16 protein-coding genes and 1 pseudogene are annotated in these 14,656 nt (G+C 35.5%); 2 read left to right on the top strand and 15 right to left on the bottom strand.

The window, feature by feature from the left end; translation table 11 throughout:
• Nucleotides 1–18: 18 nt before the first annotated feature.
• The 10 genes and pseudogenes from I862_RS07450 to I862_RS07410 form a co-directional block, all read right to left on the bottom strand.
• Nucleotides 19–186: pseudogene (locus I862_RS07450) on the bottom strand (ParB N-terminal domain-containing protein); the annotation flags it as partial.
• 288 nt (nucleotides 187–474) lie between these two features.
• Nucleotides 475–858, bottom strand: a complete 384-nt coding sequence (locus I862_RS07445) for a DUF6362 family protein (protein WP_038540732.1) — start codon at nucleotides 856–858, stop codon at nucleotides 475–477.
• Between the two features lies 1 nt (nucleotide 859).
• Nucleotides 860–1,330, bottom strand: a complete 471-nt coding sequence (locus tag I862_RS08885; RefSeq protein ID WP_199398851.1) for a crossover junction endodeoxyribonuclease RuvC — start codon at nucleotides 1,328–1,330, stop codon at nucleotides 860–862.
• 290 nt (nucleotides 1,331–1,620) lie between these two features.
• Nucleotides 1,621–2,727 carry an AAA family ATPase gene (locus tag I862_RS08010; RefSeq protein ID WP_052646557.1) on the bottom strand — a complete coding sequence of 369 codons (1,107 nt, stop codon included), beginning with the start codon at nucleotides 2,725–2,727 and terminating at the stop codon, nucleotides 1,621–1,623.
• Entirely contained in the window at nucleotides 2,727–3,800 is a 1,074-nt protein-coding gene (locus I862_RS08005; RefSeq protein WP_052646556.1) for a hypothetical protein, read from the bottom strand. The genes I862_RS08010 and I862_RS08005 overlap by 1 nt, the downstream gene beginning before the upstream one ends.
• On the bottom strand, nucleotides 3,778–4,530 hold the full coding sequence (locus I862_RS07430) for a PD-(D/E)XK nuclease family protein (RefSeq protein WP_038540729.1): 753 nt from the start codon (nucleotides 4,528–4,530) through the stop codon (nucleotides 3,778–3,780). Before I862_RS07430 ends, I862_RS08005 begins: the two co-directional genes overlap by 23 nt.
• 3 nt (nucleotides 4,531–4,533) lie before the next feature.
• Entirely contained in the window at nucleotides 4,534–5,067 is a 534-nt protein-coding gene (locus I862_RS07425) for a hypothetical protein (RefSeq protein ID WP_052646555.1), read from the bottom strand.
• On the bottom strand, nucleotides 5,067–5,918 hold the full coding sequence (locus tag I862_RS07420; protein ID WP_084173821.1) for an ATP-binding protein: 852 nt from the start codon (nucleotides 5,916–5,918) through the stop codon (nucleotides 5,067–5,069). The genes I862_RS07425 and I862_RS07420 overlap by 1 nt, the downstream gene beginning before the upstream one ends.
• A complete protein-coding gene (locus I862_RS07415) occupies nucleotides 5,915–6,391 on the bottom strand; it encodes a hypothetical protein (RefSeq protein WP_038540726.1) in 477 nt (158 codons plus the stop codon). The genes I862_RS07420 and I862_RS07415 overlap by 4 nt, the downstream gene beginning before the upstream one ends.
• Complete coding sequence (locus I862_RS07410; protein WP_038540723.1) at nucleotides 6,388–6,621, bottom strand: helix-turn-helix transcriptional regulator; 234 nt, start codon at nucleotides 6,619–6,621, stop codon at nucleotides 6,388–6,390. Before I862_RS07410 ends, I862_RS07415 begins: the two co-directional genes overlap by 4 nt.
• A gap of 253 nt (nucleotides 6,622–6,874) precedes the next feature.
• Between I862_RS07410 and I862_RS07405 the strand changes: the two genes are divergently transcribed.
• On the top strand, nucleotides 6,875–7,135 hold the full coding sequence (locus I862_RS07405) for a hypothetical protein (protein ID WP_038540720.1): 261 nt from the start codon (nucleotides 6,875–6,877) through the stop codon (nucleotides 7,133–7,135).
• Nucleotides 7,136–7,137: 2 nt separating this feature from the next.
• Nucleotides 7,138–7,470 carry a type II toxin-antitoxin system PemK/MazF family toxin gene (locus tag I862_RS07400; RefSeq protein WP_084173820.1) on the top strand — a complete coding sequence of 111 codons (333 nt, stop codon included), beginning with the start codon at nucleotides 7,138–7,140 and terminating at the stop codon, nucleotides 7,468–7,470.
• 14 nt (nucleotides 7,471–7,484) lie between these two features.
• Here I862_RS07400 and I862_RS07395 read toward each other — a convergent pair whose 3' ends face one another.
• The 5 genes from I862_RS07395 to I862_RS07375 form a co-directional block, all read right to left on the bottom strand.
• On the bottom strand, nucleotides 7,485–8,393 hold the full coding sequence (locus I862_RS07395) for a hypothetical protein (RefSeq protein ID WP_038540717.1): 909 nt from the start codon (nucleotides 8,391–8,393) through the stop codon (nucleotides 7,485–7,487).
• On the bottom strand, nucleotides 8,377–9,579 hold the full coding sequence (locus I862_RS07390) for a hypothetical protein (protein WP_052646554.1): 1,203 nt from the start codon (nucleotides 9,577–9,579) through the stop codon (nucleotides 8,377–8,379). Before I862_RS07390 ends, I862_RS07395 begins: the two co-directional genes overlap by 17 nt.
• 357 nt (nucleotides 9,580–9,936) lie before the next feature.
• Nucleotides 9,937–10,872: an ankyrin repeat domain-containing protein gene (locus tag I862_RS08000; protein ID WP_052646553.1), complete on the bottom strand. Its 936-nt coding sequence runs from the start codon at nucleotides 10,870–10,872 to the stop codon at nucleotides 9,937–9,939.
• A gap of 476 nt (nucleotides 10,873–11,348) precedes the next feature.
• Nucleotides 11,349–12,239 (bottom strand): nucleic acid/nucleotide deaminase domain-containing protein, encoded by an 891-nt coding sequence (locus tag I862_RS07380; RefSeq protein ID WP_038540714.1) that lies wholly within the window; start codon nucleotides 12,237–12,239, stop codon nucleotides 11,349–11,351.
• Nucleotides 12,240–12,832: 593 nt separating this feature from the next.
• Complete coding sequence (locus tag I862_RS07375) at nucleotides 12,833–14,461, bottom strand: phosphoethanolamine transferase (protein WP_038540711.1); 1,629 nt, start codon at nucleotides 14,459–14,461, stop codon at nucleotides 12,833–12,835.
• Nucleotides 14,462–14,656: the final 195 nt, after the last annotated feature.

The raw sequence follows: 14,656 nt of genomic DNA, 5'->3' as shown, positions 1-14,656 counted from the left end.
AAATAAAAAATGATTAATATAGCCGGCAATAATGATGTTATCCTTACCCATAAGAACAGGGTTTGCAAACCCGAACTCTACAATTGAGTTCGCAATCTGAGCTATCTGCTCCTCACTATGAGTGCGGGCATTCTGCGCATAAGGAATAAGCTGCTCTATAGCTATATTTTGAACATTTAAATTCATAAGCCAATTGATATAAAATATTTAAAAAGACTGCGAAGTGCGAACCTGAATTTTTATCCTGACGCTAGAGACTTCGAGCGGCTTTGCCCCCCGCATAGCTCTTGGCTTACGGAAGGAACCGCCGCCTTATTTTTTATCCGTTTAATTGATTTCCAAAAATGTGTCATTCGGATACATTTCTTTTAAGCATATTTGTTATTCTCTCAAAAACTGTTGCGGCTGTCAACCGCTATTTACCTGGCTTCTAAGCGGTTAGAAAACAAAATTGATCTTAAATATTTATGCGAGTTACAGCGTAATATTATTTAGCTTTTGAGCAATCTTACTTAGTGCCTCGCTATGACGCCGCCATGCTGTTGTCCTATTCACTCCCAGACGTAAACATATCGGCTTCCACGGTACTCCCCTTGCCCTAAGCCAAACTAATTTACGCTCATCCACCTCTATCCATAGTACCCACTGCAATACCTGATCCAAGCGATCAATTGCATCAGGTAACGGGGCACCCAGCTTTAGTGGAAGTTTATCCTGTTGTAGGATTTCCATTTCACTACGGATAACCTCAGGCCACACACTAAAATATCCGGGTACTTTTACAGAAGGTAACCGCCTTAATGTTAATACCGCTTCTTCAAAACGCTCTGCTACCTTTTCTTTTGTCCATTGGGTCATGTCAGTTCTTCCATTTGTTAATTGCAAAGTATAGTAATGCCAGTGCATCTGCTTCATTATGATCTCTCATGCTATGACCAAGTTTTCTAATTGCTTCTATCACTTCCTCTTTAGATGCATTGCCTTTACCGGTGATGAACTTTTTAATCGTTCCGACTCCTACACCAGAATAAGGTATTTGCCTATACTCACACCAAGCAGTTAATTGTGCTAAAAATCCTCCGTAAATATGAGCTGCATCAGTTCCTAAGTGTCTTCTGACTTCCTCAAAATAAAGCATATCAATCCCACTCACAGTTTTATTCATCTCCTCAAGCCATTGCTGAAAACGTAGAAAGCACATGCCCCTACCTTCAAAACGTCCCGGCTTAAAGCTCATTACTCCGCTAACAATAGAGCTATCCAAATGCTTAATCGCCCACCCCGTTGTTGTTCCTAAGTCTAGTGCTAATATATTACCGTTGTTACTTATTCCACCTACACCTCCTAGATCACTATTTAATAATGGAGGCTCTCCAAAGAGGCCTCCTATTATCCCTTTAGGGATATAGGGTTTTCCCCCATAACCTCCACTAGCCTGTAGAGCTTGTGAACAGCGGCTTACAGAGGTTTCGGAAGGTTTGGAGATAAGTTTTGGATCCGAAACCTGAAGAAGCTCTAAACTATTGATATTAATAAGGTTTGTTGTTTGGATGTTTTCCGGATCTGGAGCCAAACCTTCCGGATCCGGGATAAAAAAAGGGTTTTTTACTAGATAATTTATCATAATTTTTCTTCCTCATTATAAATCCAAATATTTGGGTTATCTATTTCTACAGGCATTCCGGTCTGAGGATGCTTAAAGTGAGTCGGGTGAACAGATTGAGCATTATCTCCATCCCCTAAATACATACCCTCTACACACATATAGCCGAATTTAGTAGCACCGGGTGAAGGTAAGTTATATTTCTCATAATTCTTAAAGAATTTAATATACCCTTTAGTGGCATAAACTTTTATTCGTTCATTAATTGTATCTTTACTGCCAAGGCCGCATTTACTTTCAAAGCTTTCCGTAAATTGGTTGATGTTATAAACTTTACCCGACTTCGCCTGCTCATAAATAATCTTTACAATCTTCTCACCTTTACGTATGCGCTCGGCATCCAGCTTTAAACCATAAGACTGATTAACTAAGCGCTCGGACATAGGTTTAATCTCTACCCACCTGTTCTCCGGCTTATCAACTAATTTACGTTCTAAAGCTGCTCCGTTACGCAGCTCAAAATAGAGGTGACGTTCGGATCTTGTTTCGTCCGGCCTAAACAGCAGCATACCGCTACTATAAAAACTACGTAAACTTCCTGCACCACTTAAAGCTTGGAATGGGTCTGCTTCCAACTGCTCTTTAGTAGTTTTACGGGTATGGTGTACAAGTATAATCCCACAATTTGGATTACATGCAGCACGCAACTTTTCTATCCTTTGGGTTAAGAAAAACAGCATTGCGTTGTTGTCGTTTTCATTACCATCCTTACCACCGTCAAAAACATTTCGCAGAGGGTCTATTGCAATAATATCAGGCGGCTTATTACCAAACTTCTCTTTTAGGTGAGAAATTATGCTTTCAAGTCCTTGATCATTTAAGACAAGCCGGAGTTGAGGAGTGGCATAAAGATTATCACTGGCACACTCAATTATATCCTCAGAAAGCTCTAGCTTCTTTAGTCTTTCCCTTAAGTAATCATACTGTACTTCAGCTTGTAAATAAAAGATCCTTAACGGTTGTGTGGTTGTAAAGCTAAGGAAATTAACTCCAGCTGCCATATGAGCAAACATAGATAACAGAAAGTCACTTTTACCGACCTTAGGGGCACCGGCAAAAACCATCAATCCTCCCGGTGTAAGAATCCTAGGTGCAATAATATCAGGTGAGGTAGGAGTCGGGGGTCGCTAAGTAGTTCTCTTAAACTATAACTTTTTAGTAAATGAGCAGGCTTAGTTAAAGCTTTAGGTTCTCCATATTTAGAAATATGCTTACCTAATAAACGGTTAGTCTCAGCTTTAAGTCTTTCTTCAGGCCAAGGAGGAATTATACATGAGGTATTATAGGAAATAATTTCCTCCCAAGTTTCCTCCTCGCTCATCAGTCCTTCATGATAACGGCGCACCCAATAACCTATCACACGACTTAACCCTTCAAATCTTGTCCATTCATCCTTACCTCCTTCATGAACAGTAGTGGTAAGAACTTTTGAAAAGGGCTGCTTCATAATATTAAAATTTAAAGAATCAGGTATCTTTGCACTATAGTTAATATTAGGCATATTACTTACCCGCTCTATTAAATCAGGTAAATGATATTCCCATTGGTTTACTTCTCTAATTAAGACAGGTCGCACCCTATCATTTTTATAGTATACTGACCCTGCTAACCGAATAGGTTGGTGAGCTGACTGAAAATGTATATCTCCTTCAATTTTTAATGCTAATAAATGACGCAATCTAATTAGTTTTTGTAAATCTTCTGCAAGTGCAGCTTCGGATAATTTCCAATAAAGATGTAGTTTAGGTTCACCTTTTATAGTAATTCCTCCTGATTTTATACTAAGACTCGGTTGACCTAAATATTTTACCAGGTAATCATATTTAGATTTGATATCACCGGTATCAATATCTACAAGCAAAGTTTGCATTTGCGTTATACTATCCGCTGATGCTCTGCCGTACTTATTTACAGTTCCCGGTATTATATAGCATGCATAGCCGTAATCATTAGCTCGATTTGCAAAAGCTATTGCCTTAGCTATAGCTGTTTTATCATTTTCTATCCATATATTATAAGGTATACCGTTGCTGCTTCCCTTCTTTTCCAAGAAAGAGCGTAAAGGGATATAGCCTTCACAATAACTAAAGACTGTTTTAAAGTAATCTTTTATGCTATCTTTGCATGGTAGAGTCATAACTCTCCTCCCAACACTTATTCCGCCAACTGCATAGTTTACAAATATGATATTGCGGGTTAGCTGCAATACGGGGGAGTAGTTCCCCTGCATCACAAGCACGTAGTATATTTACCGCCTTATCGCTCATTCTTTGTGCTCTTTCCATATCAAACGGGATAAGCTCATGGTAAAGTTCGGCAGTATCCTTATTTATTGCGGTAAATAAGGCAGGATTTTGTGAAATACCGGGAATGGAGCTTTCCATATATGCCTGGTAAAGTGCAATTTGAGCAGCATAAATAGGCTTTGAGATTGCTACTCCTCGCTTTACCGTATCATTCCAGGATTTATTGTTTAGTGACTTACATTCCCATATCGCAGGGTATGATAACCCGAGTTTTTTAGGAGCATCTTTTATTATTCCGTCTATATGGCCTTTAATCTTCCCTTCTGCTACTTCAAATCCGAATTGCTTGCCCCTTTCATCTTCTGTTGCAAGCTCAAACCCTGAATTTTTCATCCAGTCTATGATTAACGCTTCAAATAAATGACCGATAGCAAAGATACGAAGAGTTCTAGCATTAATCTCACCGCACCCTTCTAAAAACTCATATTGTAATGCTCGGCTGCATTCTGCTCCTAACCTTGAAGCTCCTAAGTAACTGCGCTTTGGTTGTCGTATACTCATTAAATACTTATCTATATGAGCATTAATTAAAGTAGACTTTTGTTGGTTGATCTCTAACATTTCTTACCATCCTCTTTCAGTTCGGTTGCCGGAAATATTATTCATATAAGATGCATAGTCTTTATGATCGGGAGTGATTGCCAAACGTATTTCATTTTTAGATTCTCCGTTCCTATCTTTATTTATTTCAATTTGAGCTAAAAACTCTATACCGTCTAAATCACTTAGCCCTTTAATGTGGCGTTTAGCTTGTGCACTGGGTGATATATCCTGAGGGTGCAGGTTATATGCAGAGTTAAGCATAGCTTTTATAAAAACTCTTCCCCTATTTGCCCAAGCTGTTCCTTTGGGGCTATAAAGCCCGATTAATCCCCATACTTTACGATGTGCATATTCACCTTCCAGGATAATATATTCACAGTTAAGATATACTGATCCCGTAACATCGTTCTGTGTGGCATAACCTCCAGTCCATCCTTGCTCAAGATCGTCATAACCGCCGGGACGTATTATCATCTTTACTTTAGCTATTGTACCTTGAGGGATAAGGTTAAAAGTACCTTGCTCCTCAGCAGAATTAAAGTCATTCCATGTCATTATTTGTTCTCCTTATTTTCTATTTGATTAATTGGTTCAAGATGGATAAGCGGTAAACGGTTACCGGTTTTTATCTTTTCCATCAACCGTGCCAAATGCGGCTCTTCCAATAAATCCAGCCTTCCTGACCTATCTTTTGCAGGATAACCAAAAGGGTTAAGAGTATGGTTAATAAAGGCTCGAGAAAGATTGCCTTCTTCATTCTTAATTTCGGCCATAGTAATTACCTGATCTACAATACCGGGCAGCTCCAGACCTACCTTTGAACCTTCAATTTGAGGAGTAAATACCTTGCGGTTAAATTCATCCGACCTTTCATCAAGTATACCTACAAACCATATGTTTTTATCCCTGGTATGCTGCAAATGAGTAAGCCAAGATATCATCTCCTGTCCGTGTAATCCGTAAGCTCCGCGTATATCAGGTTTACCGGTGCGTTCACTAAATGCCTGAGGCTGACCTTTGCACCATTGCAGGCAAAGTCTTCCTGCAACCGTTATGCTATCAATAAAGATAGTTTCATATTTATTTAAAACCTCCGGATTACCAAACTTCTTACATACCGCTTCATAATGAGCATTACTAAACGGCTGGTCTTCCCTTAATGCCGGATTAGCACCCCCTATAAATACTGCAAAATCACGACAATCCTGCCAGGTTTGCGGGCGTATAGTATCCCCTCTCCAATTCTCAATTGCAAGATCCCCCGCTTCCAGATCCATAAATAATGTACTTTTTGTCGGGAGGGTGAGTAGTAGAGAAGTTTTACCTATACCGGCTTTACCGAAAATAACTCCTTTTACTCCCCTTTGTTCTTTAAGCCTTTGATCAGCTGAGATAATGTTTTTCATATATTACCTCTCTTATCTGTATCACTTAACTTGTAGCTCGGCTTACCGGTTCTTATAGTACGGGCACTTTCAAATAATGCTTTTATTTCAGGCGGCCAGGATTGATATTTTACTTCAGGAATAAAATACTCACAGTCTAAGTATTCACTAACCTCCTTTCCTTCAGATATCAGTTTTAAAGCAATCCCGAAAAGCTCGTTCTGATCCCATTCTACTTTTTTAGGCAGTTCACATGTTATACTTATACCTTCATCATCCAATCTAATGGTTCCGGTATCTTTACCTATCCTCAAGCGTTTAGCTCTTGCTTTCTCCTCATAACGCAAACTTAACGCTCCTTGTAGCCAATCTTTTATAGTTCTTGCTTTTGCTAATTGCATGCTCGCTTCTTCTATAAGTTTTAACAGTTGCTTAGGAGGAAGTTTTGCTACCTCTCCAATCGGCATACTCGCTATTTGTTTTAAGGTAATCATATGCTACCCCCGCTCTTGATTTGTTTAGCGGGTATGAAAGTTTCGGATGTACTGCTTAGTATATGATCATTCTCATATTGCTTTACATCCTCAAGCTTATAACGTACCAATCCTCCGATCTTTACGAAGCATGGTCCTGTACCGAGCCACCTCCACCGCTCTAATGTTCTTGGTGATATGCTCCAGCGCTTAGATACTTCTATCTGGTTTAAAAACTGCTTGTCGGTCATTTTGAATCCTCATTAATCAGTTAGCATGACAAAGAGGATAATCGCATATGGGTGGTGTGAAACTCGGTGTGACGGATGTGTGATTTTTGGTGTGAAATGCAGTTTCTAATAATAATTCTACTTAAATATAAAATTATGTCTTGTGAATCTTTGTTGTTTTGTATTAAGTCAAACCCATTAATCTGATCTAGTATCGATAATCTTTAAATTTACTAAATATCATAAATATGTTATAATTTATTAAAGATTAATTATGAATAAGTTTATGATGAAAGTGACAATAACAATAAATGATCAGCTTTACTTCAGACTTAAGGAACTTGTTCCCTCACAACAAATAAGTAAATTTATTTCAAATTCCATTCAGAAGGAGCTAAGCCTTAAAGAAGACTCTTTATTAAAAGCATATGAGGAAGCTTATAGTGATCCTTATAGAAATGAAGAATGTGAAATTTGGGACATCCTTAATCAGGAAATACTAGAAAAAAAGAACTTTAAAAAAGAATCTCACTGATTATGTCTCAAAGTATCGTAAGAGGTGATATATATTGGGTAAATTTAGACCCAACCGTAGGTTCTGAAACTAAGAAGAAAAGACCGGCATTAATCATATCAAATAATATACAAAACAAGCTAAAAAGAAGATTCGTTATTGCTCCTATTACTTCTTCCTGTGATAAAATTTATCCATTTGAAGTATTAATAACGCTTAACGGACAAAAAGGTAAGGTAATGCTTGATCAGATTAGAACTGTAGATAACATAAGACTTGATAGCTATATAACTAATTTATCTGACCATGAAATGATGCATGTCGATAAAGCAATAAAATTAGTGTTAGCACTATAAGCTTTTATCGCCCATTAATATTCAAGCCAGTAATTTCCTTTACCGTCGTATTTAATAACTTCTCCCCATGCCGGGTGATATTTGCCCTGCTTTCTAAATATTCCTTTTAAATCATTTTGCATAGAGTTCGATAATGCGGTAATTTCATGCTTATGCATAGGACAACCGCTTTTATCTAATATCTCAAGTATTGATGCCTGTTGATTTGAGAATCTATAAGTTTTATCGTTTAAGTTAAGATTTCTGTATCCGTTACTAAATCCATGTTGTGCAATATTATTTCCCATCTTTTCCGCTAAAAATGAGATATCTAAGCTAAACTTCTCATGGCTGAAAACCATTGCATCCTGAATTGTAACAAGCCTGCTTTTTGTAGGTAAAGTGATATAAGACGGTAAGTTAAGATCAAGCGTAAGTACTAATGCAGGTCTTTTACTATGTCTTTCCAGCAGATAATTTAATAATGTTTCATAAACGGCTTTTTGTCTTAAGCTGTTTGCCAGGATAACCGGCACTTTTATATGCTTTAGCCATGCCTCACCCAGTATCCATATATGCTCATCCAGTTGTTTTGAAGTAGCACAGGTAATACCAATGCTATCTTTTACCAATTCTACTACCCATCTTGTATTCACCTGATATAAAGTTATTTCTTCTAGTGAAACAGAAACCCATCCCGAAGTATAGGAGAAATATTTGAATTCTCTATCATGCCTTATGATTTCAACTAACCTCCCTTCATGATCACATATATTTTCTACATATTTACAATGTACTGCAGGTACTAAAGCCCCAAGCTCTAATAGTTCTTTGCCTTCTAAGTAAAAATGTTCAATAAAATTTTGTGCGGTAATTGCAGGGATTGGAGAAGACATTATTTGATTCAATAAGCAAATTGCTTTAGTGCTAATGCTTGTTACCATCGACCTCCTCAAGTAAACCCCAACGCAAAAAGTACTTATCTCCTATTAACCGTTCTTTCTCAGTTTTACTCTTTAAATCACATCCGTTAGGCCAGGTAATCTTGATTGGTAATGTTATTCCTCTCGGGTTTACCTTATCAGGGAAGAAGTGAACTAATAATTTCACCTTATTTAATAAAACCCCTTGGCTAAGGGGATCATTTATATCAAACCATTTGTTTAAAGTTTCATATATATTACTATCCGATTTAGAGCTAACCTCAAATGTTAATTTGCTGCTGTTATCGTATGTTTTAAGCTCCAGCATAGTTACTTTAACCGACTCTATTCCATCTTCAGGATCAGTCGGAAAGTCATAAAAACTTCTTAGTTTGTTTATATTATATCGCTTGAGTGGAATACGTTCACAACCGATTAGGCTTTGCAATAAAGAGATTGAAAATAACTTAGCCAGCTCCTCTCTATATTCACGCCCTTTAGCAATCACTTCAATCCAGCCGGTAGTAGGTTCATAAATCAATACCATCTCATACACGGGACGCATTAATCTCGGTACCACCTCTTCTCCATCAAAAGCAAGGTAGTTATCAGGTAATCCTTCACGGTATAACATTACCTGAACAACTTCGGAGTTATTATTAGCATTGTTACGGGTATACCTGAATAGCTCTATCTTGATATTGCCTCCTATATTAAAATAGCTAATAACCCCTTGTTTAAAAGCTTCTATTTGCTCTGTCTCAGTTTTAACTTCCAGGTTTTTTGAGCCTAAAAACCCATCCCACAATCTACCTAACCTATGATGATCAGTGTAACGGATATCTTCAGCACAGCAGAATGATGTATATTCATTAAGCAGTAACCATAGAGCTCTATCATAACCGTTACCAAGTACCTGATAAGTTTTCTTGTCGTTAACTACCGATAGTAGAGCTGCTTGCCCTACTTCATCCGTCATCTCATGTATGCGTTCAGCATCGGCATGCAGTAATGCAAGGTCATTCTCCTCCATTTGCTTTGCTGCTTCTATGACTGAATACATGATGCCTGCTTGGGAAGAATCCCAATTTATGTTTTTAGAGAGGAAAGGAAATCTACAATTAAAGTAATTTTGAAGTGATTGCTTAGGAAGGTTACGGGCAAATCTAATAATAACTTCAGGTAAGCAGTATAAATTATAAGACATGCTGAGTAACATCCTTATTTATTAATAAAACATTAAAACTATTTTAAATATTAACTAATATCTTAAATATCAGGTTTAATACAATGCTTAATAAATTTGCAATAGTTATTTTGTTAAATTACTTGTATGTGTGCTATGGTGCTGCTGTGATATTAAAATATATTAAATTTATATTGCTATAGAAGTAATCAAACATAAATAAAGCATATATATAAAAAAAGACTGTTCTTATTGATTTAAAAAACAGTCTTTATTTTTTTAATAATACTTTTAGTCACAAAAGGTGAATCTAAGCCTAGCATTTATTAAACCTAAGCACCTACCCTCCCCACCGGCAAGACATTTGTAGCAATCCCCTTAAGACCCTCTAACTACTGATTGCTGGGTTCCTTGATCATTAGCTGGATTTATAAAGTCTTTACTAAGTCTAGGTTTTTTAGCTATAGAACTCACCCATCTTCCTTCTACGCTTCCCTGAGAATTTGCTGAGGGCTTATCAGGTGATGAGTCAGCTGAACCTCTTTCAGCTATAATATTGCTAGAATTTTCTATATTTACTTCTCCTTCAGGCTCATATCCATTTTCCTCAACTATACCTTGAGTTTCTGTAGAACCAATTACACGTTTCTTAGATCCAACTGTAATTATGCTTCGAAACTTATTATCCCTTTCAATTTCAACTTCCCTTTCAGCTGCTTCAAATTCTTGTATTTTTTCGGGATATAGTTTTCTGTATAGTTCTCTCGCAGAATAACTCCTTGTAACTACTTCCTCACCATCTACAATATCTTTTAATTCAAAAGTACGCATATCAGGATCAGCACCAAATTCAAGCAAGCATTTATAAATCTTCACTTCACCTGTTCTGGCAGCTAAATGTAAAACTGTACTACCTTCTTCTGCTCTTCTTGCATGAATATTAGCACCACGTCCCATAAGTAAAGGGATTAGTTCAAGACAATGCATAGTTAAAATAGAGTTATGTAACGGAGTCTCCCCTTCTTTATCAGTTAAATTGACATCAGCCCCCCTTGCTAGAAGCAACTTTGCTATTTCCATATACCCATTACGGGCAGCTACATGTAAAGCAGTAGTACCAAAGTAATCTTGGGAATTGACATCTAATTTTTCATGTTTCAGTAGGAACTCAACCATCTTAGCATCTTTACGAGTAACTGCATAATAAAGGAGTCCCATTTCACTCCCATCATCATCTTTCTCATTTATATTTCCCCCCTTTTTTAAGAAAGATTTAATATATTCTATTCCTTCTTCACCATAAGCCTCTAGCATTTTTTTGACTTTCTTTCATTTTATACCTTTTTTATCTTTTACAAAACATTATAATTCACTATCTTAAATAAATCAATAATTTATACATTTAACGTTCAGTATATAAAAATAAAAATTATATTGCAAAACTACTTTTTATTATCCAATAGATCTACCGTCGTCTTTTTGCTTCCCTTTATCCATTCTAGATCGTCTAATTTGAGCAACGTGACCTTCTTTATTCTTTGCATGGTTGGCTGGTCTACCTATTCTATCTGTTTTCTCATCATTAAATTCTTCACTTTCTTCATTTCTACCCTTTCTTTTCTTATTTCCTATAGGCTTATCTTTTTCTTTTTCTTTTTCTTTTTCTTTTTCTTTTTCTTTTTCTTTTTCTTTTTCACTTTCTTCCGGTATAGCCCTAATATAGCTTGAAGAGCTAACACTTTCTTCTGTTTTTGCTACCTCAGGTACTTCTCTTAGTATCTCAGGCGCCTCTACCTCTTTAAACCTATACGCAGGTGTGGCGATCTTTCATGTACTTGTATTCTACCGTCAACTCTTCTCTCTCCCTTCATTGCAAATGCTTTGCTTAGGCTATCTACTTCCATTTTTGCCAGAAATTTTCGTCTAATATTCCTTCTAAATCCTTCTTCTAATATGTTATTATTATAATCAATAAAATCCGGGATAGTAGCAGGAAAAATTTGTCTATGTATACCCCTTATGCTTATAAGTTCCTCTATTGCACTAAACCCCATCTCTTCGGCTGCTTCATTAATAGCTTCAATCATCTTTTCACATTTTAAGCAACATCGCTTTGATACTCCTATATAAATCGACTCTTCAGCAGCTTCTCTTCTTCCTATTCTTTTCTCTTCCATAAGATGTTGAATGATTTTTAATTCTGCATGCACATTCTGCTTTCCTTCAATAAAGGCATATCTACGTTCGACTAATGCTCTTACAAAACCTGTGGTAAACGCTCTTTCATCACTAGGGTTTGAATAAGCAAGTATTATTGAGTTTGTTACTTTTTCTAATGCATCAGAAAATTGCCTATAATACCTACCTTTACTTTCAAAACTACGGCGGTATTTCTCTTTTATATCATCTATGTTTTGAACAACTTCATTTTTCCACTCATAATAATCAGGCTTTTCTCTATCACTATACTGCAATTCCGAACTTACGCTTATATAAGTAAGCAATCTCTTAATATCTCTTATCAGCTCTGATTCAATATTATTATTAGTAGCAAGCAATAATGTTCTTCCGTCAAAATAAGCCGCACCACACGGGTTAGCTCCTTCTATTAGAGCCCCTATTGAATCCAACCTTCTACTTTTCGGAGGAATATCATTTATATCTCTTTTGCTGCCATGCATATTTATACACTTCTCATTTCGGTTTGGTACTTTCTAAGACAAGGTAGCTAAAGAGATAAGAGATGAGTTATAGTAACTCTATTTACTTTTAACCATACAAGGAAGAAAGCGATCTTTAAACTCATTATAAGACAAAAAACTTGATTATGGAAGGGATTTTAGTTAACATGCTTTATTAGTTAAAATTAATTTGGAATTGTTATTAAAATATTATTAATACCTTGTTAAGTTAACTAAGCATTTAGACACCACTTATATTTATATCTAGTAAGAATAAATATGCCTCTCAAGTAGTATTTTTATTTTTAAAGCTTGCAATCTATTGGTGGTAAATTCTTGTGCTTTTCTCTATAATTCTCTCCTTCTTTAGTACACAGTTAGTACACGAAACAAAAAGTAGGAAGAAATTTGTAAATATCGCAATCAATTAAGCTATAAAATACAATAACTTAACTTGTCATTTTTAATGACTTAAAATAATTATTAATCCGATTCGTAATCAGTAGGTCGGAGGTTCAAATCCTCTCTTCGGCACCAGGTGAGTTAAGGTGTTTTGTATTTTTATTAAAATACTTTTTTATAGCTTAAATAAGCTACTTGCTTCTTACACTATTATTTTTTTTATAACAAAGATTTAAGTTCTGCTCAATAACCTTTGATTTAACGTTTGAACAGCCAAGAAGAGAATGAAATAAATAATCGTGGGATACTTTATCTTGAGACTTTATAGTTTTAAAAGCCTTACCGTTTCTTTTAATATATTTATCTGAGCCCCAAGCAAACATTGCTATATCATATTGTTCTTTAAGATGCTCTTTTCCTTCATAAGCATTACCGAAATAATGTTTTTCAAAAAGTGAAAATCCATGATCCGAAGCATACATTAAAAAAGCATCTTTATTTTCAAATCTTTCAATAATTTTGCTTAATACCCAATCCGAGTAAAGAATTGTATTATGGTAAGAATTTAAAAGCTGCTCGTGAGCACAGCTCGCTGGGGATGATGACTCACAAGTAGGAGTAAATTTTTTAAATTTCTCCGGGTACCTTTCATCAAAATTCCAATGGCTTCCATACATATGAAGAACAATAAATAAATTATCAGATTCATTTGCTTGCAAAAATTTGTCTAAATACAGTAATAAATATTCATCATATATATTTCCTTCTCCCGAGTCTTTTCTAATATCAGGCCTAGTAATAATTTTATCTGCCTCCATGATAATAGGTCCATAAGTATAATCGAAGCTAGCAAAAGCACCTTGAGCACCAATCCAGGCTGTTTTAAACCCTAATGACTTAAACACGGATATAATACTTTTTTCAGATATTGCCTGTTCCCAATTACCGGACTTAGCACGAGTTAACATATAAGGAAGCGCTACTCTTGTGGATGAGCCGCTGGAGGTAGCATCTTTAAAACTTTTTAAATTTCTTATTTTAGAAAGCTGCGGGGCATTAGGATAATTAGTTTTACCGTTTAAATAAAATAAATCTCCACGCATTGATTCGCCGATTACCATAACTACAATTTTCTGTTCCTTAGCATTGTTATTAAAACGAAAGGTAAAATTTTTAGTAAGGTCAACTTTCTCTGCTTTTTGCTTGTTAAATACACCGTATTTTCTCATATAAAGATCCGTATTATAAAATACATTAAACGGCATATAGCTTTGAGGCACTATTCGATTAATATATAATTTATGCTTCTTATAATCAAAATAAGTAGCAACTAAATATGAAGTAATAATAGTTGCTATTAAAGCCATATAATAGGGAGCTTTAAGTCTAAACTTTTTAGAAAAAATAATAAATAAGCTTAAGGCTAAGCTTATAAAGATAAACAATACTAATTTAAAACTTAGATACTCCAGAGTTAAATCCAGCTCTACGGAAATGATATCCTGTAATACGCCGATATCAAAAACTTTACCAAAGTTATATATATAATAATTTGAAGCTCCACCAAAGCAAAAGAATAATGGTATCAGAACCATATATAAATAACGTAACAGGCTAATTAATGAAAATAATATGTAAGTGAAAAATAGTGCTATACTGAATTCTGTAAATGCAATACCAATCACTTCATGTTTATCATGGAAGCTAATGCTTAGAGACATCCTATTAAATACAATCGGCAGATGAAATAATATACTATAAATAACAGAAGCAATTAATGAATTACTATTCTTAAAAGCAAAAAGTTTCTTAAAAAACATTTAATTTATATCAATTAATTTTATGATTTCTTATATAGCAGCAAGGAACAATGTTAGCAACGGGTGTGAAGTTTTTTAAGCTTTATTATAGTTTGTTAAATAAAATTCTCTATACAATAAAATTGAATTTTAAGGAAGATTAGATAGCACTGCGGCGCTTGAGTATAAACTGATTAAATGCAAAGAAGCTCCTAA

Source organism: endosymbiont of Acanthamoeba sp. UWC8 (assembly GCF_000730245.1).
Lineage (GTDB): Bacteria > Pseudomonadota > Alphaproteobacteria > Rickettsiales > Midichloriaceae > Jidaibacter.
The sequence above is the reverse complement of the archived record's forward strand: the minus strand, read 5'-3'. Positions and strand labels throughout refer to the sequence as shown.

Coding starts and splice junctions, on each gene's coding strand:
- I862_RS07410 (WP_038540723.1), bottom strand. CDS start 6,621: ATGACCGACAAGCAGTTTTTAAACCAGATAGAAGTATCTAAGCGCTGG.
- I862_RS07415 (WP_038540726.1), bottom strand. CDS start 6,391: ATGATTACCTTAAAACAAATAGCGAGTATGCCGATTGGAGAGGTAGCA.
- I862_RS07390 (WP_052646554.1), bottom strand. CDS start 9,579: ATGTCTTATAATTTATACTGCTTACCTGAAGTTATTATTAGATTTGCC.
- I862_RS07400 (WP_084173820.1), top strand. CDS start 7,138: ATGTCTCAAAGTATCGTAAGAGGTGATATATATTGGGTAAATTTAGAC.
- I862_RS07405 (WP_038540720.1), top strand. CDS start 6,875: ATGAATAAGTTTATGATGAAAGTGACAATAACAATAAATGATCAGCTT.
- I862_RS07395 (WP_038540717.1), bottom strand. CDS start 8,393: ATGGTAACAAGCATTAGCACTAAAGCAATTTGCTTATTGAATCAAATA.
- I862_RS07430 (WP_038540729.1), bottom strand. CDS start 4,530: ATGTTAGAGATCAACCAACAAAAGTCTACTTTAATTAATGCTCATATA.
- I862_RS07445 (WP_038540732.1), bottom strand. CDS start 858: ATGACCCAATGGACAAAAGAAAAGGTAGCAGAGCGTTTTGAAGAAGCG.
- I862_RS07380 (WP_038540714.1), bottom strand. CDS start 12,239: ATGCATGGCAGCAAAAGAGATATAAATGATATTCCTCCGAAAAGTAGA.
- I862_RS08005 (WP_052646556.1), bottom strand. CDS start 3,800: ATGACTCTACCATGCAAAGATAGCATAAAAGATTACTTTAAAACAGTC.
- I862_RS07420 (WP_084173821.1), bottom strand. CDS start 5,918: ATGAAAAACATTATCTCAGCTGATCAAAGGCTTAAAGAACAAAGGGGA.
- I862_RS08010 (WP_052646557.1), bottom strand. CDS start 2,727: ATGGTTTTTGCCGGTGCCCCTAAGGTCGGTAAAAGTGACTTTCTGTTA.
- I862_RS08000 (WP_052646553.1), bottom strand. CDS start 10,872: ATGCTAGAGGCTTATGGTGAAGAAGGAATAGAATATATTAAATCTTTC.
- I862_RS07425 (WP_052646555.1), bottom strand. CDS start 5,067: ATGACATGGAATGACTTTAATTCTGCTGAGGAGCAAGGTACTTTTAAC.
- I862_RS07375 (WP_038540711.1), bottom strand. CDS start 14,461: ATGTTTTTTAAGAAACTTTTTGCTTTTAAGAATAGTAATTCATTAATT.